Below are 26,333 nucleotides of genomic sequence, written 5' to 3'. Positions count from 1 at the left end.
AGGCCAGGTTAATCATTGAAGAAGTGACGGCCAATCTTGGAGGCCTCGGTGTCATTGTCGCTCTCCCAGTAGACATGCTGTTGAATGTCTTCGGCGGTGGGGGCGGGTGAACTCTCGGCGAATTCGGCCGCTTCGGTAGCTTCTTGGAGTGCGTCCTTGCCGATTTGCTTGGCTTCTTCTTCGGTGAGGAGACCTTCCGCGATGAGCTTCTTTTCCCAAAGAATGAGCGGATCGTGTTCATCCTTGTATTTTTGAATCTCTTCCGGGGTGCGGTATTTCTTGGCGTTGGCGTCGGCTACGCTGTGGCCATACCAGCGGTAGGTCTGAATCTCAAGAACGGTAGGCAGGGATTCCTTGCGGGCCCGTTCCATGGCGATGTGAAGTTTGGCGCGGAGTTCATAGATGTCCTCGCCGTTGATGAGGTCCCAGGCCATGTCATAGGATTCGGCCCGTTGCGCCAGGCAATCGCGGTAGGCCGAGGAGCGCTTTTGGGAGGTGCCCATGGAATACCCGTTGTTCTCGATGATGATGACGGCAGGAAGCTCGAAGAGCGCGGCGAGGTTGAGGGATTCGTGCACGGCTCCCTGGTTCACTGCCCCGTCGCCCATGAAGGAGAGGGAACAGCCCACTTGCTCGTTGTATTTGATGCCGTAGGCAAGACCGATTCCGAGGGGAATCTGGCCACCCACGATGCCATGCCCGCCCCAGTAATTCTTGTCAGGAGCAAAAAAGTGCATGGAGCCTCCCTTGCCTTTGGAGCAGCCAGTTTTCTTCCCGTAAAGCTCGGCCATGCATTCCTTCATGTTCATGCCCACTGCGAGGGCATGACCATGGCAGCGGTAGGCAGTGATCATGTGATCGTGATCCCCCATCAAGGAGGCGCAGGAGGTGGCGATGCTCTCTTGCCCGGTGTAGAGGTGGAGGAATCCCCCCATTTTTCCTGAGTTGTAATATTTCAGCGAGATGGTCTCGAAGCGCCGAATCCGCATCATGGTGCGGTAGAGTTCGATCTTTTCTTCGCTGCTCAGTGATTTGTTGATGGGCGAATCGGAGAAGTCGAGTCCTTCGTTCGTTTGGGGTGATGCGATCATGTTACAGGGAGGGAATACCCGCTCCATGCCCATCAGGCAAGCCGCGTTTGACCCCCAAAGGCAGGGTTTTTTGGGCGTCGGGAGAAAAGGGAAGTCAAATCGGGGTCACTCTGGTGCCCCTACTGGTGGCTCTCCCCTCCCCTGATGAAAATCCCGAGTGGCTCCGGTGGCCTTTTGGGCGGCATTCAGCGGGCGGCTACCGGGGTGAGTTCGCCTTCGGCCGCGAGGCTTTTTGGGAAAGCGAGGCGATTGGCCACAAGGATGAGGGCGGTGAAAAGGAGGGTGGACAGGGCATCGTTGCGGAAAAAGCTCCACGTGGGAGGATATCCCGGGTGACCGGTCCAAAGGGCCTGGGCCAGTCCGGTCCAGCTTTTCGCGTAACCCGGGGAAGCGAGCCAGCTGGCAAAATTGGTGACGAGATAGAAAACGGCTGCGCCTGCCAGGGATCCGGCGAGCAAGAGGGAGGTGCGGCGGATCTGGCGGAACTGACGGCCGAGGAGGGCTATCAGGGCGAAGCTGAGCAGGGTGGGAAGGGCCCAGATCCCGAGGTTGCCCTGCGTGAAGAGGGTGGAGAGCAAGTAACCGAGAAATGGAAGGGCGAGCCAGCGCGCTGGCTTGAGGGCGGCCAAGGCGAAGCAGAGAGCGAGGTAGGGCTGGAAATGCTGAATTTCGTAGTGCGTTGCCACTTGGCGTCCGAATAGGAGAACCAAGAGAAACGCGACGAAGAGAGCGCTGCGAACTGTGGGAGTCATGGAGCGGTGTTTAGCATAGTCCCGCGCCATGCCAAACCGAAATCGGAACAAGGACTGCTTCGTGAGAGAAGCCGCTGTTCCGCGCCAAGCCTACCGCAGCAGCAGGGATTTGGAGAGGGAATGTTCCATGTGAAACATGATCCCCGGTGTTCGTGATCACGGGAAAAGGCAGGCCGCGATATTGGCTTTCCCCTCCCCCGCCCCGGTCGCTATGATGGCGCGGTGTTCACCTTTCCCAAATCCTATCAGGTCGTCGTCATCGGCGCTGGTCATGCGGGAGTAGAAGCGGCATTGGCAGCGGCCCGCATGGGCTGCCAGGTTGCTTTGCTCACCCAAAATCTCGACACCATCGGGCAAATGAGTTGCAACCCTGCTATCGGGGGCTTGGCAAAGGGCCATGTCGTGCGGGAAATTGACGCCCTTGGGGGCATCATGGCGCAAAATACCGACGCCACTGCCATCCAATGGCGGCTGCTCAATAGTGGCAAAGGGCCCAGTGTGCGGGCTCCGCGGGCCCAATGTGATAAGAAGGCCTATCAATTTCGCCTGAAAAACATCGTGGAGAGCACTCCAAACTTGGATCTGCATCAGGGAAACGTCACTCGCCTGTTGGTGGAAGACGACGCCGTGGTGGGCCTCGAAACCAACATGGGGCTGCACTTGGTCACCCAGTCCATCGTATTGTCGGCGGGCACTTTCATGCGGGGATTGATGCACGTGGGCAAGCAGACCGAACGCGGGGGTCGCACAGGGGATGCCGTTTCAACGGTGAGCGATTCTCTCAAAGAACTGGGCTTTGAAGTCGCGCGATTCAAGACCGGCACTCCTTGCCGTCTGAACGGGCGCTCGCTGGACTTTTCTCGCTGCGAGCGACAGGATGGTGACGAAAGGCCCAGCTTGTTTTCCTACCACCCCGAAGAGTTGGTCAAGGGTCGGGACGATCTTTTTTCGCTCAATCACTTTGCGGATGGCTTGTTCCATGTGGAACAGCTCCCCTGCTGGATCACCTGGACCAATGGGCAAACCCATGATCATATCCGGGATAATCTTCATCTCTCCGCGATGTATGGGGGCTCCATCGAGGGGGTGGGGCCGCGCTACTGTCCTTCCATTGAGGACAAGGTCGTCAAATTCGCCGACAAGGAGCGCCACCAGGTCTTCTTGGAACCCGAGGGCCGTCACACGAGGGAGTTTTACGTGAACGGGGTCTCGACCTCCCTCCCCTATTCCGTTCAGCTCGATTTTATCCGCTCCATTCCGGGGTTGGAAAAGGCGGAGATCATTCGGCCTGGGTATGCGGTCGAATATGATTACTGCCCACCGACCCAGCTCTACCCCACTCTGGAGACCAAACGGGTGGCTGGTCTTTACTTCGCCGGTCAGATCAACGGGACCTCGGGTTACGAAGAGGCAGCCGCGCAGGGCTTGTTGGCTGGTTCCAATGCTGCCCTAAAGGTGCTCGGCAGGGATCCTCTTATTCTTCAGCGTGACCAAGCCTACATTGGGGTGATGATTGATGACCTCGTCACCAAGGGTTGCACCGAGCCCTATCGGCTCTTCACCAGCCGGGCCGAGCACCGTCTCCTGCTGCGGCAGGACACGGCGGATCAGCGTTTGACGCCCCTCGCCCACGAGGCCGGACTCATCAGCAAAGAGCGTTGGCAGCGTTTCAGCACAAAAAAGAGTCTTCTTGATGAAGGAAGCAAATTCATTCGGGAAACCACTTACGAAGGCACCAAACTTGAGGCTTGGTTCCGGCGCCCCGAGAATCTGTGGCAAAATCTTCCCGAAGAGATCCGGAGCAAGTTCCACATGGAACATTGGGCGGTCTTGGAAAGCGATTTCAAATACGCCGGTCATATCCAACGGCAAGCCCAACAGATTGAGCGCATGGCCAAGTTGGAGAATTTGGCTCTGCCGGCAGATTTGGATTACCACGCGGTGGGAGGTCTCAAGATGGAAGCCCGGCAGCGGTTCTCCGAGATCCGCCCCTCCACTTTGGGACAGGCCGGTCGCATTGCTGGCATCACCCCAGCCGACGTCGCCGTCCTGTCGGTATGGCTTAAGAAACGGGACTTGGCTGGACGCGATTCCTAAGGGCGAGAAAAAAGCCTGGACGCGGCTTGGCTTGAGGTGGGGACCGCTTGTCTCACTTGCCGGGTGTGACCAAGTCCTTCCATGTTCCATGTAGAACATTGCCTTCCCCTCTCCAGCCCAGTGTTTCCAATCGCCCGAGAGTGTGAGGGAAACTGGGGATCGTGAGCCTTTCCTGGGCGATTTGCCTTTCGTCTCTCGGGAAACCGGGTGCGACTTTTTTTGCCAAATGGAAACAGGCCCAGGCTCGCCAGCGGCGCGCCCTTGCCTGAGGACCACTGATGCGACTGGCGAGGTGCTGGTAATGGCGAACGGGGTTCCCGAGGAAAAGCTCATTCTCCCCTCGCGCCTGTTCGCGGCTGATGATCCAGCAAACGGCTCGGTAGGCGGGAGGCCACATTGTCAGCATCTCCTCGCTGGGGTGATGGGCGAAGAATGATTTGTTGATTTGGAGGAGAGCTTGGGCGGGCTTTCCTTCCAGATAGAGGGATTGGGCGAAAGACAGGGCACTCAGATAGAAATCGTCCCGCTTATCCTCGGCCTTTCGATAGCGCGCCAAGTCTCGCGCTCTCCACACTCGTTCGATGGCGGGGAGAAAAGGGCAGGGATCTCTCAGGGCTGGGTTGTCCACTTTTGCGTCTTCAGGGCGTCGGCCGCTGCTGCAGCTTCCGCCAGTTTCTTGCTTGAGCCCGCTCCATGCCCCAGTGTGAGATCGTTCCACGTGACCACGGCTTTGAAATGGCGGTCGTGATCGGGACCGGTGACGGAAAGAATCTCGTAGACGGGATTAGCGGGAGCAATGGCTTGTAGGATCTCCTGAAGATCGCCTTTGGGATTTCCGCTGGCAGAACTTTGGGTCACTGTTTCGAAAGCACCCTCAATGAGACCGAGGACCACTTGGCGGGCCGCTTCGAAACCGCCGTCGAGATAAACCGCGCCCAAGAGTGCTTCCACGCAATCCGCGAGGGATGAGGGCCGTTCCCGCCCCCCGCTGGCAGCCTCCCCCTTTCCCATGCGAAGGGCTTGGCCAAGCTCGAGTTTGTTCCCGAATTCCGCCAAGGCCGGTTTGGAGACGAGCCGCGCTCTCCATTTGGTGAGTGTCCCTTCCCCTTCCTCAGGAAATCTGCGATAGAGTTCTTCGGTCACGGTAAGCTGCAAAACAGCATCACCCAGAAACTCAAGTCTCTGATTGTCAGTGATTTCCTCTTTTGATTCGGCCGTCAGACTGGGATGGGTCAAGGCGGTGGTCAGTAGGAGCCGGTCGCGGAAGTGATAGGAAAGATTGGACTCGATGGACATCACAGGCAAGCAGGGAGCCCAAGCATGGACAACCACGGTCCCGCCTGGAAAATGGGGCGACCGACGGGACTCGAACCCGCGACAACCTGAACCACAATCAGGGGCTCTACCAACTGAGCTACGGCCACCAACTTAATAGCGGGCGAGCTTCATACTCCACCAGCCAAGGGATTCAAGCGGAAAAAGCAATTTTTTAGTGAGAAAGTGAGGGGAATGGCACCGGGGCGGGAAGAGGAGGGAGATTTCCTGAAAAGAAGACGTGTCTCGGAGGGCGGGTCATGTTTACAAAGCGGTCCAACATGAGCGACGAATTGAGTACTCTTCTGGCGGGGACGGCCCAGGTCCTTTCTGAAAAAGAACTAGGCGAGCGATTGAAGCTTTGCGCCAAAGAGGGTCGTCCCTTGCGGGTCAAACTGGGAGTTGACCCGACTTCTCCCGATCTGCACTTGGGTCACACCGTGGTTTTAGAGAAATTGCGTCAATTCCAGGCCGCTGGCCATCAGGCCGTTCTCATTATTGGGGATTTCACTGCGACCATTGGTGATCCTTCCGGGCGTTCGGTGACCCGCCCTCCCCTCTCGCGGGAAGAGGTTCTCGCCAATGCGGAGACTTACACCAGCCAGGCTTTCAAGGTGTTGGATAGGGACAAGACCGAGATCGTCTACAATGGCGATTGGTTCCGCAAAATGACTTTCGAGGACGTTCTCCGGCTCAATTCCCGGGTGACCATGCAGCAGATGTTGCAGCGGGAAGACTTCCGCAGCCGCATCGACAACGGGCAGGAAGTCCGCTTGCACGAAATCCAATATCCCATCGTGCAGGGCTGGGATTCGGTAGAAGTGCGGGCCGATGTTGAGATCGGCGGTTCCGACCAGCTCTTCAATATCCTGGTCGGTCGTGATCTACAGAAGGAAGAGGGTCAGCTGCCGCAGATTGTGATGACGATGCCGCTGCTGGAGGGATTGGACGGGGTGAAAAAAATGTCGAAGAGCTACCAGAACTATGTGGGGGTCTCCGAGCCCGCTGCGGAGATGTTCGGGAAGCTGATGTCGACTTCCGACACCCTGATGGACCGCTACTATCAATTGCTTCTCGGCGAACAGCGGGACGACGCTCTCCATCCCATGGAGGCCAAGAAGCAGTTGGCTCACAAGTTGACCACCCGTTACCACGATTCTGCTGCGGCGGACGAGGCCCGGGCGACATGGGAGGCCCGTTTCTCCAAACGCGATGATGCCGCCGGGGCCAAGGAAGTTCCCCTGGCGGATTTTCCGGCAGGAGGCTCGGTGCTCCAGATTGCTTCCTTTGCTTATGAGGCCGCTTTCCAGCTCAAGAAGTCAAACGGTGAGCTCAAGAAGCAATCCATCCTACCGGGAGCGGTGCAAATCAACGGGGAAAAAATGACCGATCCCAATGCCGTGCCTGTCCTGCAGGTCGGTGACATCCTTCGTCTTTCCAAAAAGCACTCGGTGAAGCTAGGGTAAAGCTCCAAATCCAATCCTCTTTGATTCGTATGAGAACCCTTGCTATCAGTGACATTCACGGTTGTCTGGCCCCTTTGCAACAGCTTTGGGACGTTCTGGCTCCAAAGCCCGAAGACCACGTGATTTTTCTTGGTGATTATGTCGACCGGGGACCCGATTCCAAGGGCGTCATCGACTTTCTCATTGAGAAGAGCCGCAGCCATCGCATTGACTGTCTTTGCGGCAATCACGAGGAAAAGTTTGTGCTTTCCCGCATCGACAAGACTGACCACGCCCATTGGGTCGCGGTTTGGGGTGGGCAGGAAACCCTGGATTCATACGGTCCCCGGGGGATGGAGGATGTGCCGGATTCGCACTGGCAGTTTCTCCTGCGCAACAAGCCCTTCGTGGAGACCGAGAGCCATATTTTCGTGCATGCCTATTTGGAGGCCGAAGTTCCGGTTTCCGAGCAATTGCCCTATATTCTTCTTCATCAAAAGTTCAATCACCCTCTCTATGGGCCGCCCAAGCCTCATTTTTCGGGTAAGATCATGATTTGCGGCCACACGGCGCAGAAATCACATCTCCCCCTCAACCTTGGCCATGCCGTTTGTATCGATACCGATCCTGGCCGGGGAGGTTGGCTGACGGGCTTGCATGTGGAGACGGGCCATTACTTCCAGACCAACGTCGACGGCCAGGTGCGGGAGGGGGATCTGTAGCGTCCCGGGATGAGAGTGAGGCTGGCTCAGTTGAGGCCTTCCCCGACTTGCCGACAGGCTTCGTAGAGGACGATGCCGATGCTGGTGGACAAGTTGAGGGAGCGAATGGGACCAGCGGCCATGGGGATGCGCAGTAACTGCCCAGGAGAGGCGCTGGCGCGGATTTCGGGGCTGAGTCCCCGCGTCTCGGCGCCGAAGATGAGGTGGTCCCCCTGGGCGAAAGGAGTCTTCCAAAGGTGGCCCGTTCCTTTGGTGCTGAGAAACCATTGCCGCGTCTCCGGATGGGCGGCCTGGTAGTCGGCCCAGCTTTCCCAGACGACGAGGTCGACATGCTTCCAGTAGTCGAGGCCGGCCCGCCGGACCGCTTTCTCGTCCAGAGAAAAGCCGAGCGGCTTGATGAGGTGCAGGCGGGAGCCCGTGGCGACCGCCAGACGTCCTGCTGCCCCGGCATTATGGGGTATTTCTGGTTCGACGAGGACAATCTCAAACATGATGGCAAAGAAAAAGCGGCGACCCACAGAAGGGAGCACCGCTCTTGAAAGTGAGAGGAGAAACAGGCTTCAGTTGGCAACAACAGCTTCCTGGTCGGAAGCCACGTTCACTCGGCGACCTTCGCGGTCGAAGTAGACGTTGCCGTCGACCAAGGCAAAGAGAGTATGGTCTTTGCCCATGCCGATGTTCTTGCCGGGGTGCCACTTGGTGCCCCGCTGGCGCACGATGATGTTGCCAGCGATCACTGCTTCACCACCGAACTTCTTAACGCCGAGACGCTTGCTGCGTGAGTCGCGTCCGTTTTTAACAGATCCTTGTCCTTTTTTGTGAGCCATAGCCTGAAGTCTTTCTAGAAGGGTTGTAGGTTGAGGGGATTCAGCCGTTGATGCCGGTGATCTCCAATTTGGTGAAGTGGCGGCGGAATCCTTTGGTTTTGTGGAAGCCCTTGCGGCGCTTGAACTTGAACGCCACGCCTTTGGGACCACGGAATTGATTGACGACTTTGGCGGAGACAGTTGCTCCTTCTACCACGGGGCTACCGATGCGAATGGAATTGCCATCGTTGACCATCAGGACCTGATCGAAGCTGGTTTCGCTATCGACCTCTAGGTCGAGTTTATCAACGTCGATTTGGTCGCCAGCCGCTACGCGGTACTGCTTGCCTCCGGTCTTGATCACTGCGTATGCCATAGTGTTCTCTCTGAAAAAGTTGAAATTGCCCGGAGCAAGGTTCGACACACGGTTCGAACGGTCTAGTCTCGCGACGGGCGGGGAATTCACCATACCCTGGTTCGAACAGCAAGTTTTTTTTGACAGAAATGAAGATGGAATTTCAAATTTTTTGCCCTACTGCCGAAAAATTAGTTAGGGAAGCTGAACTATTCGCCCAAAAATTAGCGCCCGGCAGTGTTGTCGCCTTGGTGGGCGGGCTTGGGATGGGAAAGACCCATTGGACGAAAGGAGTGCTTTCCGGTTTGGGTAGCCCGGAGGTGGTGACGAGCCCGACTTTTTCGCTCCTGCAGGAATACTCCGGGGGTTCCCTTCCGGTTTTTCACTTCGATTTGTATCGTTTGCAGCATGAGGCCGAGGTCTTGAATCTCGGTTGGGATGACTACCTTGAGGCTGGTGGAGTGGTGGTGGCGGAATGGGCGGACCTCTTTCCGGACCTTTTCCCCCCCGAAACGATCTGGCTGGAAATTCGGGAGAAGGACGGGGGGCGGGAGGTGCGGACCCGCATGCAGCCTTAGAATGTTTCCCGGTCGGGCAGGCCCTGGTTGTTCTCCTTGCTCGGTTTGAGCTTGTCTTTGGCGGAATAAATGGTGTCGCCCACGACGTATTCTTCAGGCAACCAGCTGCCCAGCGGCACTTCCACTACTTCGGCGCTGTCGTAGGAACCTTCGGCAGCGTTGATACCCATCCCGGAGTGCTTGAGCCGGACCTGAGCCATGACCCAGGAAGAGCTGCGTCGTTTCACGGGATGGCTCTCGTAAGCAGCCTGCAAGCGCCGGTGTTCCGGGCTGTCCCGGCGAGCGAAGACGCGGGCGGATTGCGAGCCATCCCAGTTCTCCGCCAACCAGGAGCTCCAAGTGTTCGCGGGATAGGCCGCGTTGGCGGTGGGCTCTGGTCGCAGGAAGGCGCGCATCAGCACCGCTTCGGAGGGTTCGTCGGTGAGAAAGGCCTCCCAAGAGAGGTCCCCTACCCCGGCTCCGAATTCCCAAAAGACCTTGAAGCGGCTGTCCTCTTGTAAAACGACCAGAGGTTGGGTGCGGTTGGAGGAGGTGACGTGGTAGATATAGACCGCGCGATTCTCCAGCTGCTGGCGGCTTTTCAGCTGTAGCGTGTAGTTGGCCGGGTCCGGGAGGGGCTGGTAGAATCTTTCGAGCTTGGGAAGGATGGCGTCCGCCTGATAGATGTAGGGTTTGGCGGGATTGAGAGCGATGGCATTGAGGAAGCCCCGGGCCTCGCGCTCGGCGTGGGCAAAGTCCGGATCTGCTCCCTGGGCTTCCTGGGACATGGTCGGGGTGAAGGCTTCCCGAGCTTGTTCGCGGTCATCCATTTGATTCATCAGGATGGTGGTCATGACCACAAGCGCGATGAGGGCCGCGAGGCCGAGGAGCATCATGGTCAGCGGGTGGTCTTCCACCCATCGGTTGAGTGATGACTTCTGCGGGCCCTTGACGTCGGTATCGGCCTGAGTGCGGCGCTGGAAACGGTGAGCCTCGGCCGCGGCTTCCCGCCGCACGAGGACGGGAGCGCCAACCGGGAGGGCTTTTCCGCTTTCGCTGACGGCGGCAGTTTTGCCATTTGCCCCTCGTTCCTGGGTGTGACCTTGTGCGGCCTCGCCAGTCTGGGGTGCGGTTGCATTGAAGGAAGTCCGCTGGGGTTGGAAGGATTCCTCTCCAGCTTGCGTCGGCGTTCCGGGAAGGCCCTTTCCCTCAATGGCAAAGGCCAATCTCTCGATGGCTTGAGCAAGGACGAGATTGCTATCGCTGAGGGGATCCCCAGTTTTTCCGGCTCGGCCCGGTTCTTTGCGGTAGCGATGAATCAGCTCCCGGGTGTGCTTGGGAACGCGATTCAGGTCAGCGGGCTCGAAGCGATCCGGAAGAGCCATGCTCACTGGGATGGCCATGAGGTCATCCAACGATCGCCGTCGGAGCAACACCTCGCAACCCGGGCAGATTGCTTCGGTGGTGAGTTCGCCGTCTTGAAAAGGAACCTGGTGCCCGCAGGCCGCGCATTTGAGTAGAACAGACATGAAAGATGAAACCCTTCGAAAGAGGGTAAGAGCAAACCGTCCAGTGCGCAAATAGCAAGAAATCTCCCAAAAATCCGAGGGAAAATCCTGTCTGCGGACGGCACCGCGTCATCTTTCCACGCAAATCATAGTCGATTCGCGGCGAGTTCTTGTCACTCCGAGTCAGAGAGAGCCAAGGCTTGCTGCTCGCCACCGGGAGAGTGGGAGAGATAGCCGTCGAGAGGGGCGACGCTCAAGTAACTTGCAGCCATCCAACCGAGTAAGAGGGTGGCGGAGGCGGTCAGGAAGATTCGGACGGTCATTTTCGGGGTCTTGGGGTTCACTCAGTGGGGGTTGGTGGCGTCGTCAGGGCAAGCCCCTTAGAGGAAAGGCAACTTCTGGTCAAGTGCTTGCAACGAAAAACACCACGCTAGAGAACGGACCTTAGCGAAATACCGATTGATTGTTAAGAAAAATTAACGAAAAAGGGGAGGCGGGAGGGCACGTTTCCGATATCAGAGCCCGGCACCGTTTCTCTTCTTTTCGCTGGGTCTACTTTCGGTTATGAGGGGTATCAATCGATTTCAAGTAGATGACGGAACTCCCCTCCCCTCCCAGCGAGAGTCAAATTCTCGCTAGTGAATATCGGGCCTTGACCCGCTCTTGGCTCACTCGGTGGAGTGGATTTTTCACCCTCACTACGCTGGTGATTCTTCCTCTCGTCACTACCTGGGAGTTGATCTGGCCGGTAAAGCTGGCGATCGGGGGTGTCTTTTCTGCCGCCCTCGCCTACCAGATCGTCATTCTAGCTTGTTCGAGGGCGACCCGGCGAGTGCGGGTGTGGCGGGATTGGCAAAAGAAGCGGGCCCTGTATTTTCGGGGTCGGGTGGAAGTCCTGGCCGCCAATGGTGCTCTTGCTCACCGGAAAGCGATGGAGCAGTTGCTGGTGATTCGCCATCAGATCTCCAGCCTTCTCGCTAGAAAATCACTCATCCCCGATGAGGAGCAGCTCTCCTACCTCTTGGGTTTCGACCAGCTGGCTGATTTGGCCTTGAATGGCCTCGAGCAAAGGGCGGAAGGCGAGCCTCTCTTTGAGGTTCTTGCTCTTGGTGAGCAGTTGGTGGCGGAGATTCCCCTCGCCATCGCGGTGGAGGAGGATGACGACTATAGTGATGAGGAATTCACGCGCTCGCTGGCCGACTTCCGCCAGCAGCACCAGGTCCGCATTGGAGTGGCCCGCCGCATCCGGCAGGCTCTGGGGAAGGAAAGCACGCTCTGACCGGGGTCAACCCAAAGGGAGGCGACTGCCTCTTCGGGCCGTGCTATTTTTGCACAGAGAAGACCGCTCTGTTTGCTTGGCGGGCACCTGGTGTGGGGATTAACTGCAAAGAGGTTTGCAGAGGTTCAGGATTTTATCACTGATGATGGATTTGCCTTCGGTGACTTCCTGCACGCTGGTGGTGCTGTAGACTCCGTCCTGATAGGTCATGATGCGGCTGGTCTCGCCCCGTTGCAGGGAATCGATGGCTCCGGTGGCGAATTGGTAGGCCATGACCCGGTCGCGCACAGTTGGCGAGCCGCCGCGTTGGGTGTGGCCCAGAACGGTGAGCCGGGTGTCCATTTTCAAAGAATCGTTGATCCAGCGGGTCAGATAATCCCCCATCTTGACGCCTTCGGCGACGATTGCGATCAGGTAGGTTCGTCCTCCTTCTTTCTCCATCCGCAGGCGCTCGTGGATGCAGTCGAGGTCGTATTCAATCTCGGGCACGAGACAAATCTCGGCGCCACAAGCCAGCGCGCTCACCATGGCCAAATAGCCACAGTGGCGGCCCATCACCTCGATGACGAAGGCACGCGAAAACGAGGTGGCGGTGTCGCGAATGGAGTCGATGGAATTGAGAATGACGTTGAGAGCGGTATCGACGCCGAGGCAGTAGTCCGTGCCCGGGATGTCGTTGTCGATGGTGGCGGGGATGCCGGCAAAGGGAATGTCGAAATCGCTGTGGAACTGGTGGAGAGCGTTGAAAGAGCCATCACCCCCGATGACCACCATTTTGCCGATGCCCTTTTCCTTCAGGTTGTTGTAGGCAACCTCGCGCATCTTGTAATCGAAGAAGCGCTTGGAGCGGGAGGAGCGCAGAATGGTGCCGCCGCGGTGGAGGATCCCCGAGACATCTTCGGCTTCCGCCTTTTTGATCTTGTCATCGATCAGCCCGCGCAAGCCGTCATAGACGAGGTAGGGCTCCATGCCGTGGGCACGTGCGTAATCTGTTGCGCATTTGATTGCGGGATTCATTCCAGCTGAATCACCGCCCGAGGTCATGATGGCCACCCGTTCGCTCATGGCGCACTTGGTAGCAGCCTACGAACCACGTGCAAGCTTGACCTCAAAAACTTCTCGTCCTCGGCCTAGGAGATTTTGGCACATGCGCCGAGAAGCCCGAGAAAGATGAAGGCCAGTAATCAACCCATGACCAATTGGAAATGGAGAATTAGGGCGAGCAAAAAGATGCAAACTCGGGCGATCATTACGCTGCGCGTCGCTAAGCGGGCCACTTGTTCGGAAAGATCCTCTTCCCCCTTCATTTCTCTACGCTACTGGTATTCAGGTTGTTTTCAAGAGAAGATTCGGGGGCGAGAGAGACCCGCAGGAGGTCTCTCTCACTGGTCGAAAAGGACTCAAGCTACAAAAGATGAGCGCCTTGGGCGGGACGGGTGGCGAAGATTTCGGGCGCGATCTTGGTTTCCGCGAGGTAGTGCTCGTGCATCGCGGTGGCGATTTCGCGGGCTTGTTCGCGGTGACAGAGGGTGACGGTCGAGCCGCCAAAGCCGCCCCCGGTCATTCGGCAGCCCAGTACTCCCCCACCCTGCCCGATGCTTTCCGCGATTTCTACCATGAGGTCGAGTTCGCGGCAGGAGACCTCGAAGTCGTCGCGGAGGGATTCGTGGGAAGCCTTCATGAGGCGACCAATATCTCCGTAGTCGTTACTTTTAAAGCACTGTGCGGCCTGGATGGTGCGCTCGATTTCGCTGACGACGTGGCGTGAGCGGCGGAACACACGGTCACCCATGGCGTCCTTGGCGGCCTCCACTTCATCCCGAGTGACGTCGCGCCAACTGCTTTTACCAACGGCAGCAAGACCGTCCTCGGTATCCTTGCGGCGGGCTGCATAGCCCCCATCGGAGAGGTCGTGGGAGACCTTGGTATTGGCCACGAGGATCTCTAATTCTGCATTGGTGAAGGGCACCAGCTCGGGCTCCTCGCTCTGACAGTCGATGAGCACGAGTTGATCCTTTTGGCCAAAGGCGGAGGCAAACTGGTCCATGATGCCGCAGGGCACGCCTGCGAATTCGTGTTCGGCCTTCTGGGCTAGGAGAGCCTTTTCCTTGGTGTCCAATGTGGTGTCGAGGAATCCTTCCAAGAGAGTGGCGACTGCGCATTCCAGAGCCGCCGAGGAAGAGAGCCCTCCCCCGGTCGGCACGCTGGAGACAAAGCAGGCATCGAAGCCGGGAATCTCGTGCCCCCGGGCGCGGAAGCCAGCCACGACTCCACGCACATAGTTGCTCCACTTGGGTTCGCCGAGGGTGATTTCGCCATCCAGCGGGATGACCGCCTCCGGTTGGCCCACCGAGCGCAGGTGAATCTCGTTTTTGCCATTGGGAGCTGCGGCGATGACGATGTAACGCTCGATGGCCAGTGGCAGGACAAAGCCGTCGCAGTAATCAATGTGTTCCCCGATCAAGTTGACCCGGCCGGGGGCAGCCGCCACGAAAGTGGCGTCGCTGTCGAAGAAGTATTTCAGCTGGGACTTGGCGTCGGAGGCAAGGTCGGCAAGGTTGTCGTTGGGTTGCAGGGTCATCGGGTTTTCGCGGGAATGATTCGGAAGGAGTATTGATACTGACCGTGAGCGGGAAGGCGATATTTTTCCAGCGGAAGCTCGCCCCACGAATTCGTGCCCCCCAGGCCCAATTGGCCGAAATCGAGATGGACGAAGGTCGTTTCACTCGGCCGGAGGTCGATGGGATGGCGGGCTAGCTCGATATCCAAAGGGTCGTGGGGGTAGGCCGCTACTTCCAGCCGGCGATCACCCACCGCTTGGAAGGTGAGTTCGCCAAAACGGGTCCAGCGGACCTCTGTGCGGTTGCTTGACTCTTGTGGATCCAAGTAGTAGTCAAAGAGTTCGTTCACTTTCCCTCCATGGACTCCGGTCCAAGCGGAACGCTTGCGGTCAATGTAGTTCTCATGCGGGCCAAGTCCGAACCACTTCCAGTCCGTGGCCTTCAGCTGGGTGCTCATGCCAAAGCGGGGCATCATGGGGGCTTCCCGGGGCCAGAGTTTGACCTCTACTTCCAGCTGACCGTCTTCTTGGAAAAAGTAGTTCAGGACGGCGTCGCTGTTGCCAACTCCGAGGCTGATGTCGAAGTGGGCATGGTTGCCGTCGAGTTCCACTTTTTTGGAGCGCGAGCTCTTGCTGACGTCATACCAGGGATTGAGGCGGAAGGGCAGTCGGGCCCCCTCGTCGTTGTTGATGGGGACGCGCCAAAAGTCGAGGCCGAGCGGGGCGGCCAGTTGCTCCTCGCCGTCCACCTGATAGGACAAGAGCGAGCCCGTGTCTTTTTGAAAGACCGCCGTGACTGTGGTGGTTTTTGCCGTTACGGTCTTATCATTCTCTTGCCAAGTGACTTCCGCTGCTTCGGGACGATCGGCGGAGCGGGCTGCCTGCAGGAGAAACTCGGAGAAGGCTACCTGGCGTTTGTCGCCAGCCTTTTCATTGAAGAGGAAACGGAGGTGATATTCCCGGTCCGAGCGCATCTCGACTTCCGGGCGCGCGAGGATCAGGTCAACGGTTTCGCCTGCGGCACAGGCGGGAATCTCAAAGTCCGCCTGATGAATCACCCGGCCGTCTTCGCGCACTTCGTAGCGTCCCTTCAAGTGACTGAGGTCGATGAAGTCGTATTCATTATAGAGGCGGAAGCGCAGTGGGCCATTGCCTTCTGCCAGACCGGTGCGGAAGAGGTGGACGGGCTCGTGCACCTTGTGGACCTCGTGGGCCTGCGGGCTCCAGCTCCGGTCGGGCCGGACCACGCCATTGAGGCAGAAGCTGCGGTCATTGGGTTGGTCGCCGAAGTCACCACCGTAGGCCTGGAAGTCCCGGGTGCGGGGCTGTTTGGCCAGTTCCTGGAAGTTGCAGTCGACGACTTTTTCCCCGTCCAGATCGACGCGCACGCGGGCGATGGAGCCATCGAAGCGCCGGGAGGGCTTCTCGGTGTTCAGGCCAATAGCGAGGTCGAATTCATTCTGGTGGGGGCTGCCTTTGAGCGCCCGTTGGGCCACTTGCTTTCCGCCAATGGAGAGGGTCAGCTTCTCGCCATCGTATTCACCCACAATGTCATGGAACTTACTCTGCCAATCCTGGGGCAGGGGAGCGGTGACGGCGTGCCAGGTGTCGGTGTAGACGAAGAACTCGAGGTTCTGGTTCGAGGCGTCCACTTTCAGGGAGTAGGAGGTGTCTCCCTTGGTGACAATGGGGTAGCCATCGGACTCGTTGCGATTGTTGTTCTCGCTGCCTACTTGGGGGGCTTTGTTGCCGCGGGCGCGGGCTACGATTCTCAATGATTTCTTGGGGGTCAGGGTGTCTTTGTTGGCCACCAGGACTCCCCCGGCGGGCAAACCATCCCGTTCGGTGAGCACTCCCATCAGGTGGGTATCGGGTCCGCAGATGTCGGCGGGATGCTTCTTGGCGCTGAGGCCCTGGTCAATGAGGTCCCAGATGAAGCCTCCTTGCAAGAGTCGCTCGCTGCGCCAGAGGTCCCAGTAGTCGGCCAGATTGCCGGAGGAATTGCCCATGGCGTGGGAATATTCGCACTGAATGTTGGGGCGTTGTTCGGCGAGAGGCTTCTCTTCTTCCCGCTTGACCCATTCTCTGGTGCCATGGATGGGCTGATACATGGGGGTGATCAAATCGACGTGATCAAACTCGGCAGCCTGTTCGTAGTGAACGGGTCGGGAAGGGTCGCGCTCGCGGAGATAGTCGGACGCGGCGATGGTATTGACACCGTCGCCGGACTCGTTGCCGATGGACCACATCACGATGGAAGGGTGGTTCTTGTCGCGCTCCAGCATGTTGCGCACCCGATCAAGGTGGGCTTCTTTCCAAGACGGATTCTTGGCCAACGATTCCTGGGCCCAGTGGCCCCAACCGGTCCCGTGGGCCTCCAGATTAGCCTCGTCGATGACGTAGAGGCCCAGCTCGTCGCAGAGTTCGAGGAAGCGGGGATCATTGGGGTAGTGGGAACAGCGCACCGCATTCATGTTCAAAGATTTCATGACGAGGATGTCGCGGCGCATGGATTCCTCGCTCACGTAGTGACCCGTCTCTGGATCGTGATCGTGTCGGTTGATGCCTTTGAACAAAACCGGCCTGCCATTGATGAGAAACTGACCATTCTTGATTTCCTGGCGCTTGAAGCCGGTTTTGTGAGCGTAAACCACCGGCTCTTGGCCCTCGACCTGCACGGTCAGACGGAAATCGTGGAGATTGGGGGTTTCGGCGGTCCAGAGGGGGAGCTCTCCCAGGCGCACTTCCTGATGCTCCACCACCGTGCGTTCCCCAGCGGGGAGGGCGACTTCGCCTTCAAAGTAGGTCTCTTCACCCAAGGAAATTTGATAGCTGGCTTTCTGCTCCTGGTCCGCGAAGTTGCGGAAGGTGAGAGTGGGCTTGAGAATGGCGGTTGTGTCATCCTCAGCTACGGTGGCTCCCGTTTCAAAATCAGCGATATCGGCTTGTCCGGCCGACCAGAGATAGACGTCGCGGAAGATGCCGGAGAGGCGCCACATGTCCTGATCTTCGAGATAGGAGCCGTCGCTATACTGATAAACTTCCACTGCCAGGGTGTTCTCGCCTTCTTTCAGGAAGTCGGTGATGCGGAATTCTGCCGTGGTGCGGGAGTCCTGAGAGTAGCCGACCTTTTCTCCGTTGACCCAGAGATAGAAGGCGGAATCGACCCCCTCGAAGGCGATGAAGGTCTGCCGGTCCTGCCAGTCCTTTGGAATGGTGAAGGTGCGGCGGTAGGAGCCCACTTGGTTGCGGTTGTCTTCCGGGTAGGTCAGGAAGTTGCCGGGAGGGGTGTCCATGACCAGGGGAGGATTTTTGGCAAAGGGATAGGTGGCATTCGAGTAAATGAGCGTGCCATAGCCTTCGATCTGCCAGTTGGAAGGCACCTTGATCTCGTCCCAGCCCGAAACATCGAAATCGACCTTGTAAAAATCCTTGGGCCGTTGGTCGGGGTGGCCCACATGGTGGAACTTCCAAGTGCCATTGAGTACCTGTGCGTAGGGCGACTGGAGGCGCTGCTCGTTCACTTCTCCAGCCGGGAAAGGCATCTTGGTGGCATGGGGCTCTTCCTTGTTGATGCGGAAGACCGCTTCGTTCTCCCAATCGGGAGCGGTGTCAGCATAAAGGGTGGAGCAGACCGCGGCCACCACTGCGGAGGGCAGGAGTTTCATCATGAGTTTGTGGCCACAGGCTAGAGGCATCTTTCTTTCGGGGCAAGGAGAGACGTTTCCAAGTCAACGACTGAGGCGGGATTGCAAAAAAAATCCCCCGCCGGGCAAAGCCGACGGGGGAGAGAGGGGGAGGTGCTCGTTCGCGCCGCTATTCGGTGGCCGGGACAACCTGCCAGACTTGGTAGAACCGGCGGTCGGCGGCAGGGGAGGGGTCCACGAAGTCGGCTGTCGCTTGGCCTGTCACCTCCACGGCTGGGGTGAGCGGGGCGAAGGGCGTGGCCAGGTCGGGACTACTACGCAGTTCATAGGTGACGGCCGCATCCAGTCCAGTCGCCGAGATGGTCACCTCGTTGCCATCGTGGACGATGCCGGTGATCTCGGGATCGTAGACGACACCGGTGAGCTGCCGCACCATGATGGCGTTGTATTGTGCAGCTGCCGTGCCGTCGGCAAAAACATACATCGTATCGCTCATCGTTGGGGTGAAGGTGGCGACCGCAAATTCCCCAACATCCGGGGGGTTGTTGGAGGTGTTTCCTGCCAGAAGACCTACCGAATTCATGTTATTTGTTTCGAAGAAGTAGGTGCGATCAGATGTGCCACTTCTTGTATCAGCTACCCAAAACTGAATGAGATACTCTTCCCCGATCACAAGATTAGGAATCTCAAGGATGCGCGGCCTTGCGCTGCTCCAGCTAATTGTGTCGAGAAGAGTCTCGTAGTTGGGATCAGAGTCGGGACGCTGGTTCCATGGGTCCAATCCGCTTGCCGTCGAGCCGAGCAAGTTGCTGGCTTGGAAAGGAATCCCGAAAACGGTGACGTCGATGGCACCACCATTCCAAGCATAAACCAATTGCCCACGGGTGTCGAAGTCGGCTGCCGTGCCCGTGATCGGTTGGTAGGCCTCGTCGTCTACAATCACGAAGTTGATCGGATCGAGAGGAGGCAGCGACCCGGCATCCGCAGGGTCCGATCCCCGGGCCACTTCTACCAAATCGGTGAAACCATCAACATCGCTATCGGAGGAATAGGGATTGGCCCCATTATCTTTCTCAGTTTTGTCATCAACGCCATCGCCTTCGGTATCAGCCACTCCCGGTTCGGAGGTGAATTGATATTCTTCGAGATTGCTCAGAAGATCCCCATCCTCATCAAGAGAAGCATCGCTGGGGTCATTCGGGTTGAGGAAAGCGTATTTGCTCTCATACCAATCCGGCAGGCCGTCATTATCGCTATCGGTCTCATCGACAGTGCCGAAGAACTCGATCTCACCCAAGGCGTGGAGGTTGGAACCGGTCGTCTCGACTTGATAGCGGAAATAGCGGTAAGAAGCACTTGGGTCCGGCAGGTCGAAGCGGCGAGTTTGGTTGCGTCCCGTCCAGAGACCATTGCCTCCGCCACTGGGATCGTCGGCCGAGCCTGGGACGGGATAGATGTTCTCCCAAGTCACCCCATCATTGGAACCTTGGATAGCCCATTCCCGCGGGTCGCGTTCCGGACTGTCATTGGAAGAGGTCACTGTGAAGTGGGTGAGGGAGTAGCTTCCGTGCATCTCCAGGGTCACCGCTTGGGGAGGGCTTTCACAGCACCATTTGTCGTTAGCTCCTCCGATCCTGTTGTCAAAGATGTTGAAGGCTCCTTCGGGCGCGTTAAAGTAGGCTTGGGAAGTCGCGGTGATGGTCTTCCAGTTGAAGAAGGTTCCAGTTTCGGCAGGAGTTTCCACCCCATGGTTGTAGGGATTGGTGATGTCGCCTCCCAAGAGCCCAGAGACGGTGGTAATCATTGTGTGAATGGGCACACTGTTGGGGTCATTGGGGTTCGAGCCCTGCGAGACTTCCATTCCGTCGCTATAGGTGTCCCCATCGCTGTCAAATTGGTGGGGATCTGTGTTGGTCGTGTTGACCTCTTCTCCATCCAGCAAGCCATCCTCGTCGGTATCGGCTACAAAGGGATCAGTTTGGTGGGTGGACACTTCCTGAAAGTCATTGAGACCATCTTCATCAACATCTGCATTCGTCGGATCAGTTCCTCCCAAGTAATTGGCAACTCCGGTGCCGTTGAATTCCTGAATGTTGGTCAAGCCATCACCATCCGCATCTTCACCACTGTCGTCGGTCCCTATGTTCAGTCCGTATTGGGTCTCATAGTCATCGTCCATACCATCGTTGTCGGTATCAGGGAAAGGGCTCCCTCCGTAGATTTCCACTTCACTCATTGAGAGAACAGCTCCATCTGCGGTCTGCGGATCCTCATTCAGCGGGACGCGGCTAATGCGTAATTTTTGACCGACGAAGGGCGCACCGTCGTTGAGGGTCATCAAATCCACCGAGAGAGAAGAGGGACTATTCAATTCGTTGCCAGGGTTTAGGATATCGCTCTTAAACAGAACACTATCGTCTGAAGCGAGGACTTCAACAAAGAGGTCCCGAAAGCGTCCCGGGCAACAATCGACGCGGTTGAAAATGGTGGTTGCCTGAAAGACCATGTCTTCGCCAAAGTCGATGGTCCAAGCAGGATTTTCGTCACTGGGGAGGGTGTGGGTGAAGTTTCCGTAATTGCCGTCGACTCCGTTCGCCGCCGAGGCATTTGAGGAACTTTGGCTGACAATTCGGTTGACTGTTTCCACTCGTCCGATATTGGTGGCAAGAGGAATTTTTTGTTCCTCAAAAACAAACGCCTGCACTTCGGCAATGGCCAAGACGCCGGGTTGCTCGGCGGTACTATTGATCCTGCTGATTTCTATCGTGGCGACGTCGCTTATTGGCGATGGGAACTCGACTTCCAGGAATTCCGGCCCTCCATCGACGTTGGCGACATTGAGAGGGCCCACCGTCTCAATGACATTGTCGCTGCTGTTAAGAAGAGTGATGGTAATATCCGAGAGCCGGGCCTGACAACAGTTATCCCGGTTGTGGATGCGAAGCACCTGAACGGCAATTTCATCGCCCACTGGAAAATCAACCCACCAACGTGGAGAGGGGTCAGATGTTAGCGTATTAGTGACATTGGTCAGAATGCCATCGATTGCTCGATCAGCTGCGAACTGGGCGGAGTGGGTGGTGCTCTGGCCAGCTGTCCCAGCCGATAAATCGACTGCGAGCCTCACCATTGTTGCTTGAGCTTGGCTCAAGCCGAAGAAGAGCCCTAGGGCCGCTAGCCAGGGTTTCAAGAGTTGATGTTTTTTCATGATATGGGGTTTGATTGGCAAATTGAGGATGGTGAATTCTTCGGATTTTCAACCTTCATGGCAGATTGCCTGCCGTTAAAATCAAAAATGAAAAAAATCATCCCTATTTGAGAAATATCACTTGATAAAAAACCCTATTTCCTGTCAACAAAAATAATATTTCTTCTCAATTTTTAGTTAAAAAAATCCCTCGTCGCTGGAACGACGAGGGATGTGACTTGAATTTTCTATTGTTCTTTTCTTGTCCTTTGAGAGCCCATCCTTGTTAGTTCCCTTGCGCAGGGACCTGCCAAATTTGGTAGAACCGGCGGTCGGCGGCAGGGGAGGGGTCCACGAAATCGGCTGCCGCTTGGCCCGTCACCTCCACGGCTGGGGTGAGCGGGGCGAAGGGCGTGGCCAGGTCGGGGCTGCTACGCAGTTCATAGGTGACGGCCGCATCCAGTCCAGTCGCCGAGATGGTCACCTCATTGCCATCGTGGGCGATGCCAGTGATCTCGGGATCGTAGACGACACCGGTGAGCTGCCGCACCATGATGGCGTTGTATTGCGCGGTGGAAGACCCGTAGGTGATGAGGTAGACACTGCTGTCAGTCGGGGTGAAGGTCCCTACCGCATATTCGCCGGCCCGGGGGGGATCGGCGGTTGGATTGCCCCCCTCGAGGACGACATAGTTGTCAATATCGGTCTCGAAGGTGTAGGTCCGGCCCGCAAAGTTGGCCCGCGAGTCCACGGCCCAAATTTGGATGAGGTGTTCCTCTCCCACCGCCAGGTTGGGAATCTCGAGGACGATGCGGTTGGTGCCGCCCCCATAGCTGCCACTATCGATGAGGGTCTCGTAGTTGGCATCGCTGCCGGGACGCTGATCCCAGGGGTCGAGGCCGGTAGCCGTTGCTCCCAGAAGATTGGTGGGAGTGAAGGGGATGCCAAAAACGGTTACCGGGGCTGCTCCGCCGTTCCAGGCGTGAATCAGCTGCCCCCGCGTGTCGAAGTCCGCCTCGGTCCCGGTGATGCTCTGGTAGTCGCCAAAGAGGATGGGGTCCAGGGTCGGCACTTCATTGAAATCGAGGGGGCTCGATCCCCGGGCCACTTCGAGACCATCACTGAAGCCATCGTCGTCAGAGTCGGCGACGAATGGGCTGGTGCCTGCTGTTTGTTCTCCGAGGTCATTGAGACCGTCGTTGTCAAAGTCCGCCACTTCGGGCTCGGAGCCATAGCCGTATTCCGCGAGATTGCTGAGACCATCCCCGTCTCCATCGGCTGCGGCATCGGCGTTGTTGTTGGCATCCAGTCCCGCGTATTTGTTTTCATACCAATCGGGCAGGCCGTCGTTGTCGGTGTCTGTATTGTCCACTGTTCCAAAGAGCTCGATCTCTCCCAAGGCATGCTGGGTGGAGTTGGTGGCTTCCACCCGGTAGCGGAAGTGCTGGTAGAATGGGGAGGGGCTGGGGAGATCGAAGCGCAGGGTTTGGTTGCGCGCGTTCCAAAGCCCGGCCCCGCCTCCGCTAGGGTCATCGGCCGAGTTGGCCACCGGATAGATGACCTCCCAGGTGACGCCATCGGTGGACCCTTCGATGAACCAATCACGAGGATCCCGCTGGGGACTGTCGTTGGAGGAAGTGACCGTGAAGTGGGTCAGGGAGTAGGAACCATACATCTCCATCGCAATCCATTGCGGCGCAGCGTCGCAGCACCATTTGGCGCCACCGCCACCGACCTGATTGTCAAAGACGTTGAAGGCACCTTCCGCGCCATTGAAGAATGATTCGGAACTGGAAGAAATGGTGTTCCAGTCGAAGTAGGAGCCTGTTTCCGCCGGGATTTCCGTTCCGTTGTCATTGGGGTCGGTGAAGTCCCCTCCGAGCAGTCCATCCAGGATGGAGATGGCGGTGTGCAGAGGGACATCGCTGCCATCAGTGGGGCTGGTGCCGAAGTCGATCTCGAAGGAATCGCTGAAGCCATCCTCATCGGTATCGGCCAGCAGAGGCGAGGTGGAGTAGGTGTTGAGTTCTTCACCATCCGTGAGACCATCACCATCGGTATCGGGGTCGAAGGGGTTGGAGAGGACGGTTTTCACTTCCGTGGCGTCATTGGCGCCATCGCCATCAGTGTCGGCATTGCCGGGGTCGGTCCCTCCGAGGAAATCGCTGCCAGCGATACCTGCGTATTCTTCCAGGTTGGTGAGCCCGTCGGAATCCCCGTCTTGGCTCGCGTCTGCGGCGCTGTTGGGGTCGAGAAAGGGGTAGTTGTTTTCAAACCAATCGGGAAGACCGTCGGAGTCACTATCGGTATCATCGAGGGTCCCGAAGAGCTCAAGTTCTCCCAAGGCGTGTTGGGTGGAGTTGGTTGCTTCGACCCGGTAGCGATACCAGTTGAAGGTGGCGTTAGGTACTGCTGCAGGGAGGTCGAAACGTAGCGTTTGGTTGCGGGCGGTCCAAAGACCTGCCCCGCCTCCGCTGGGGTCGTCGTTGGAGCCCACGACGGGATAGATCTGGACCCAGGTATTGCCATCCACCGAGCCCTCAATGAACCAGTTGCGAGGGTCGCGCTGGGGGCTGTCGCCGGAGGAGGTCAGGGTGAAGTGGGTGAGCGAGTAGCCCTCCAGGAGTCTCACCGTCAGGCTTTGGGGTGGGGCGTCGCAGCACCATTTTTCCTCTCCATTGCCGACTTGGTTGTCGAGGATGTTGAAGGCGCCCTGACCATTGTCGAAGGTCGCTTCTGATGAGGAGGTGAGGTAGGCCCAGTTGAAGCCCTCGCCAAAATCCGCGGGCGTTTCCAGGCCATCGTCCTCCGGATCAGTGATGTCGCCTGTTAGCAGACCATCAATGGCCGTGACTAGGGTCAATACCGGCAGGGAATTGCTGTCATTGGGTAAAGAGCCCTCCGCGACCTCGACGTCATCGGGGAAGCCATCCGCATCGGTATCGACCAGGAGGGGTGAGGACGAGTGGAGGTTGATTTCATCGCCATCGCTCAGACTGTCGCCGTCGGTATCGACGAGGAAGGGACTGGTATGATGGGTGTTGACCTCGGCTCCATCGGTGAGCCCGTCACTGTCGCTATCTGCTTCGGTGGGATCGGTGCCGCCCAAGAAGCTGGCATTTCCGAGACCTTGGTATTCCTCCAGATTGCTGAGCCCATCAGAATCCAGATCGGTCGCACTGTCATTGCTGCCGATAGTGAGGCCATAGCGCTGCTCGTACTCATCCGCGATGCCGTCACTGTCGCTATCCGTTCCCACTTCGCCACCGATGATGACGACTTCACCGAGAGAAAGAACCGCGCTGTTGTCATCGGGAATGCCATCGGGATTGGTTTCGCTGGTAGTGTCGTAGGGGGTGCGTTTGATTTCGATCTTTTGCCCGATGATCGGGCTGCCTCCATTGAGAGCCATGAGATCGAGAGTGAGGGCTTCCGGGTTTTCCAGAGCGTTGCCGGGATTCAGAAGGCCCGTTGTGGCAAAGACTTCGCTGTCAGAGCCGTCCAAGATGCGTACTGAGATGTCTTGCAAGCGGTCTTGGCAGCAATCATCCCGATTGTGGATGGTGAGGTGTTGCAGGAGAAACTCCGCTCCCAAATCGGCGGTCCAGGTGGGGTCCTCGTCTGTCGCTACGGTGTGGGTGTAATTGCCCAAGTTACCATCAAGCGCCAGACCACCATGGTAGTTGCCGAGGGTGGTGGACTGGGTCGCGCTGAGAGAGACGATGCCCGCATTCGTCAAATTGGTCCCGGGTGGCACGTATTCTTCTTGCACGAGAAAGGCTTGCACCTCGCCGAGGGAGAGGACCCCGGGGGTGTCTGCCGTGCTATCGATGCGGCTGATTTCAATGGAGGCCACTCCAGAGACCACGTCCTCAAAGGTGATTTCGAGGAAAGCGGGACCACCCTCGGCATTGGCCACGTTCAGGGGACCCACGGTCTCGATCACGTTCATGTCGGCATCAAGGAGGTCGACGGTGATGTCGGAGAGGCGGCCTTGACAGCAGCTGTCGCGGTTGTGGATGCGCAGCAGATTGAGAGAGATTTCTTCCCCTGCGGGAAAGTCGACCCACCACTTGGGGGCGGTATCGGCGACCGCCGTGTGGGTGAAGTTGCCGGTGTTGCCATCGAGGGCGAGACTCGCCACGAAGGTGCCGTTGTAGTTGGTGCTTTGGCCCGCGGTGCCGCCCGAGAGAGGGACTGGCACCTCAAGCAGGACGGCCTGTGCTTCAGACAGGCCGATGGCGGCCAAGACGGCCAGCCACGACTTCAAGAGGTGGTTTTTTTTCATGGTTTTACGTGGTTTACGCAAACCAAGGGCGAATGCTCCTCCTCTCTGGACATTCGCGGACCCAAGCCGGGTCAGGAGAATCTCTGTCGGAAAAGAAAAAACGCCGCAAGATTTGCAACTAGCATCTGATTTGAATCAGACGGCGGTGTCAAAGGAATTTTCATATAATAATTCAAAATAGGTTACATGGTATTTCTTTCCTAGTTTGATTGTAGTAATTTTTTGTAGGCTTTCTCATCCCATTGGGGATTGAGTCCGAGTTGTTTCAGCCACTTGACCACGGCGGGCCAATCCAGTGCGGGGGCGATCCCGGTCCAGTCGCTCCGGTAGCTGGCGCTTTCCAACGAGAATTCGAGAAAGCCGACGACCTTGCCCTCTTTCTCCAGCCAAATCCCGGCGGTGGGGCGGAAGTAGTCGATGGCCCGGGTGGGGGGATGGGAGCCGGTGAGAGCGGGCACGAGGGCCGCGAGCTGATCGGCGGAGACTTTGCGGCGGTGGCGAGGGTCGACTGGGGCCAGGCGGATGCCGTCGTCTACGAGAGGTGCGGATTCCCCCTCGGCGAGATTGAAGACGGCGGCAAAGGCGACATCGTGGTCGGGGAGTGTCATGGCTGGTTCGCAAGAAAAGAGAAAATGTCCTCCACAGAAAAAAGCGCAGAGGAGAAAAAATAATCCTCCGGCCCTGCGGTTTGAGAAATGGGCAACCGTTTCGGGAATTTCATTTCT

Annotated in this window: 20 protein-coding genes and 1 tRNA gene; 6 read left to right on the top strand and 15 right to left on the bottom strand. The window is 57.7% G+C overall.

Going from position 1 to position 26,333, the window contains the following annotated elements; genetic code table 11:
* Positions 1–8 precede the first annotated feature (8 nt).
* Both JIN78_RS00505 and JIN78_RS00500 read right to left on the bottom strand, forming a co-directional pair.
* Positions 9–1,091: a thiamine pyrophosphate-dependent enzyme gene (locus JIN78_RS00505; protein ID WP_200389957.1), complete on the bottom strand. Its 1,083-nt coding sequence runs from the start codon at positions 1,089–1,091 to the stop codon at positions 9–11.
* A 185-nt stretch (positions 1,092–1,276) separates the two neighbouring features.
* Positions 1,277–1,843: a DUF6580 family putative transport protein gene (locus JIN78_RS00500; RefSeq protein WP_200389956.1), complete on the bottom strand. Its 567-nt coding sequence runs from the start codon at positions 1,841–1,843 to the stop codon at positions 1,277–1,279.
* 222 nt (positions 1,844–2,065) lie between these two features.
* Here JIN78_RS00500 and mnmG point away from each other — a divergent pair, with 222 nt between their 5' ends.
* The gene (gene mnmG / locus JIN78_RS00495) at positions 2,066–3,940 is read left to right on the top strand and encodes a tRNA uridine-5-carboxymethylaminomethyl(34) synthesis enzyme MnmG (RefSeq protein WP_200389955.1); all 1,875 of its coding nucleotides are present in this window, start codon (positions 2,066–2,068) and stop codon (positions 3,938–3,940) included.
* Positions 3,941–4,241: 301 nt separating this feature from the next.
* On the top strand, positions 4,242–4,376 hold the full coding sequence (locus JIN78_RS17460) for a hypothetical protein (protein WP_267906980.1): 135 nt from the start codon (positions 4,242–4,244) through the stop codon (positions 4,374–4,376).
* 173 nt (positions 4,377–4,549) lie between these two features.
* Here JIN78_RS17460 and rnc read toward each other — a convergent pair whose 3' ends face one another.
* Together rnc and JIN78_RS00485 are read right to left on the bottom strand one after the other, a co-directional pair.
* The gene (rnc, locus tag JIN78_RS00490) at positions 4,550–5,236 is read right to left on the bottom strand and encodes a ribonuclease III (protein ID WP_200389954.1); all 687 of its coding nucleotides are present in this window, start codon (positions 5,234–5,236) and stop codon (positions 4,550–4,552) included.
* Between the two features lie 52 nt (positions 5,237–5,288).
* Positions 5,289–5,364: transfer RNA gene (locus tag JIN78_RS00485), tRNA-His, on the bottom strand.
* 171 nt (positions 5,365–5,535) lie between these two features.
* Between JIN78_RS00485 and tyrS the strand changes: the two genes are divergently transcribed.
* Complete coding sequence (tyrS, locus tag JIN78_RS00480; RefSeq protein ID WP_200389953.1) at positions 5,536–6,720, top strand: tyrosine--tRNA ligase; 1,185 nt, start codon at positions 5,536–5,538, stop codon at positions 6,718–6,720.
* 29 nt (positions 6,721–6,749) lie between these two features.
* Positions 6,750–7,421 (top strand): metallophosphoesterase family protein, encoded by a 672-nt coding sequence (locus JIN78_RS00475; protein ID WP_200389952.1) that lies wholly within the window; start codon positions 6,750–6,752, stop codon positions 7,419–7,421.
* A 26-nt stretch (positions 7,422–7,447) separates the two neighbouring features.
* Here the strand turns inward: JIN78_RS00475 and JIN78_RS00470 are convergent, their stop codons facing one another.
* The 3 genes from JIN78_RS00470 to rplU all read right to left on the bottom strand — a co-directional run bounded on the left by JIN78_RS00470 (position 7,448) and on the right by rplU (position 8,603).
* A complete protein-coding gene (locus JIN78_RS00470; RefSeq protein ID WP_200389951.1) occupies positions 7,448–7,912 on the bottom strand; it encodes a tRNA (cytidine(34)-2'-O)-methyltransferase in 465 nt (154 codons plus the stop codon).
* A 69-nt stretch (positions 7,913–7,981) separates the two neighbouring features.
* The gene (rpmA, locus tag JIN78_RS00465; RefSeq protein ID WP_200389950.1) at positions 7,982–8,248 is read right to left on the bottom strand and encodes a 50S ribosomal protein L27; all 267 of its coding nucleotides are present in this window, start codon (positions 8,246–8,248) and stop codon (positions 7,982–7,984) included.
* A gap of 40 nt (positions 8,249–8,288) precedes the next feature.
* Entirely contained in the window at positions 8,289–8,603 is a 315-nt protein-coding gene (gene rplU, locus JIN78_RS00460; protein WP_200389949.1) for a 50S ribosomal protein L21, read from the bottom strand.
* Between the two features lie 128 nt (positions 8,604–8,731).
* On the opposite strand from rplU, the gene tsaE reads away from it, so the two are divergent.
* The gene (gene tsaE, locus JIN78_RS00455; protein ID WP_307832964.1) at positions 8,732–9,160 is read left to right on the top strand and encodes a tRNA (adenosine(37)-N6)-threonylcarbamoyltransferase complex ATPase subunit type 1 TsaE; all 429 of its coding nucleotides are present in this window, start codon (positions 8,732–8,734) and stop codon (positions 9,158–9,160) included.
* Here the strand turns inward: tsaE and JIN78_RS00450 are convergent.
* Both JIN78_RS00450 and JIN78_RS00445 read right to left on the bottom strand, forming a co-directional pair.
* Positions 9,157–10,668: a hypothetical protein gene (locus JIN78_RS00450; RefSeq protein WP_200389947.1), complete on the bottom strand. Its 1,512-nt coding sequence runs from the start codon at positions 10,666–10,668 to the stop codon at positions 9,157–9,159. The two genes, tsaE and JIN78_RS00450, sit on opposite strands and share 4 nt — an antisense overlap.
* 152 nt (positions 10,669–10,820) lie before the next feature.
* The gene (locus JIN78_RS00445) at positions 10,821–10,970 is read right to left on the bottom strand and encodes a hypothetical protein (RefSeq protein ID WP_200389946.1); all 150 of its coding nucleotides are present in this window, start codon (positions 10,968–10,970) and stop codon (positions 10,821–10,823) included.
* Between the two features lie 269 nt (positions 10,971–11,239).
* Between JIN78_RS00445 and JIN78_RS00440 the strand changes: the two genes are divergently transcribed.
* Positions 11,240–11,926 (top strand): hypothetical protein, encoded by a 687-nt coding sequence (locus JIN78_RS00440; RefSeq protein ID WP_200389945.1) that lies wholly within the window; start codon positions 11,240–11,242, stop codon positions 11,924–11,926.
* 99 nt (positions 11,927–12,025) lie between these two features.
* On the opposite strand, the gene JIN78_RS00435 is transcribed toward JIN78_RS00440, so the two are convergent.
* From JIN78_RS00435 to JIN78_RS00410, 6 genes are all read right to left on the bottom strand, one after another.
* On the bottom strand, positions 12,026–12,991 hold the full coding sequence (locus tag JIN78_RS00435; RefSeq protein ID WP_200389944.1) for a 6-phosphofructokinase: 966 nt from the start codon (positions 12,989–12,991) through the stop codon (positions 12,026–12,028).
* 340 nt (positions 12,992–13,331) lie between these two features.
* Positions 13,332–14,507: a galactokinase gene (gene galK, locus JIN78_RS00430; protein ID WP_200389943.1), complete on the bottom strand. Its 1,176-nt coding sequence runs from the start codon at positions 14,505–14,507 to the stop codon at positions 13,332–13,334.
* Positions 14,504–18,154 (bottom strand): glycoside hydrolase family 2 TIM barrel-domain containing protein, encoded by a 3,651-nt coding sequence (locus JIN78_RS00425; protein WP_200389942.1) that lies wholly within the window; start codon positions 18,152–18,154, stop codon positions 14,504–14,506. The genes galK and JIN78_RS00425 overlap by 4 nt, the downstream gene beginning before the upstream one ends.
* Positions 18,155–18,302: 148 nt before the next feature.
* Positions 18,303–21,341, bottom strand: a complete 3,039-nt coding sequence (locus JIN78_RS00420) for a discoidin domain-containing protein (RefSeq protein WP_200389941.1) — start codon at positions 21,339–21,341, stop codon at positions 18,303–18,305.
* 265 nt (positions 21,342–21,606) lie between these two features.
* Positions 21,607–25,608 (bottom strand): galactose-binding domain-containing protein, encoded by a 4,002-nt coding sequence (locus JIN78_RS00415; protein WP_200389940.1) that lies wholly within the window; start codon positions 25,606–25,608, stop codon positions 21,607–21,609.
* A 200-nt stretch (positions 25,609–25,808) separates the two neighbouring features.
* A complete protein-coding gene (locus JIN78_RS00410; protein WP_200389939.1) occupies positions 25,809–26,216 on the bottom strand; it encodes a hypothetical protein in 408 nt (135 codons plus the stop codon).
* Between the last annotated feature and the right edge of the window lie 117 nt (positions 26,217–26,333).

It is taken from the genome of Roseibacillus ishigakijimensis (assembly GCF_016595415.1).
Taxonomy (GTDB): Bacteria; Verrucomicrobiota; Verrucomicrobiia; order Verrucomicrobiales; family Akkermansiaceae; genus Roseibacillus; species Roseibacillus ishigakijimensis.
This window is presented reverse-complemented; position numbering and strand designations above follow the sequence as displayed.